This window comes from Wolbachia endosymbiont of Drosophila incompta, assembly GCF_001758565.1.
Classification (GTDB): Bacteria; Pseudomonadota; Alphaproteobacteria; order Rickettsiales; family Anaplasmataceae; genus Wolbachia; species Wolbachia pipientis.
In genome coordinates, this window is record NZ_CP011148.1 from 1249785 (window position 1) to 1250820 (window position 1036).

1 protein-coding gene (running past one end of the window) is annotated in these 1036 nt (G+C 39.6%); it reads left to right on the plus strand.

Annotated features, from left to right (window positions below; all coding sequences use genetic code 11):
• Positions 1-1036: part of a 2-oxoglutarate dehydrogenase E1 component coding region (locus tag WG67_RS05690; RefSeq protein ID WP_458695022.1), annotated on the plus strand (this coding region is incomplete at its 3' end). 682 nt of the annotated region lie to the left of the window's left edge; the window shows 1036 of its 1718 annotated nt.

Genomic DNA, 1036 nt, shown 5'->3' on the forward strand with positions numbered 1-1036 from the left:
AAGTAAATAAATTGCGCAGTGAATTCAGGGCAAAATTAGATAAAAGTCTTGCTGAATCAGCGGCTTACACTCCAAAAAAAGCTGACTGGTTCGGTGGAGTGTGGTCAAAATTAAGAAGAGCAAAGCTGAACGATTTCCAGGAGTTTTATGCTTTGATATCGCCTTATACATATGGGCTGAAAAAATTAGGTGTGCGTATAAATAGCAATATCCCAAGTAACTTTAACATTAACAATAAGGTTAGAAAAATACTCGATGGCAGAATAGACAGCATAAATTTTGGTAGTAATATAGACTGGGCAACTGCCGAAAGTCTTGCGTTTGCATCACTGCTCACAGAAAGAATAGGAGTGCGTTTATCAGGACAAGACTCTGGTCGTGGAACTTTCTCGCACCGTCATTCAAGGCTTGTTGATCAGGTAACAGAAGAAGCATTTATTCCGCTAAACAATATAAATGAAAAGCAAGCTCACTTTGAGGTCATAGATAGCGCACTATCTGAGTATGCTGTAATGGGCTTTGAATATGGATATAGTCTTGATTCTCCGTATTCACTGGTGCTCTGGGAAGGACAATTTGGTGATTTTGCAAACGGTGCGCAAATTATGATCGACCAGTTTATCGCATCTGCAGAAACAAAGTGGTTGCGATCAAGCGGTCTAGTTTTATTGCTGCCTCATGGTTATGAAGGACAGGGACCTGAGCATAGCTCCGCACGTATAGAGAGATTTTTGCAACTCTGCGCAGAGGATAATATGCAGGTAGTTAATTGTTCCACTCCGGCGAATTACTTCCATGTCTTACGCAGACAAATGCATAGAGACTTTCGTAAGCCTCTGGTAGTGTTTACANNNAAATCGCTACTGCGCCACAAAAGAGCAGTATCTAACCTATCTGATTTTGAAGGAAAATTCCTCACAGTAATTCCAGAATGTAGAACAGGTTTAGTTTCGAATGATAAAATACGTAAAGTTGTAATATGCAGTGGTAAAGTTTATTACGACATATGTGAAGCACAAAAAATAAACGATATAGC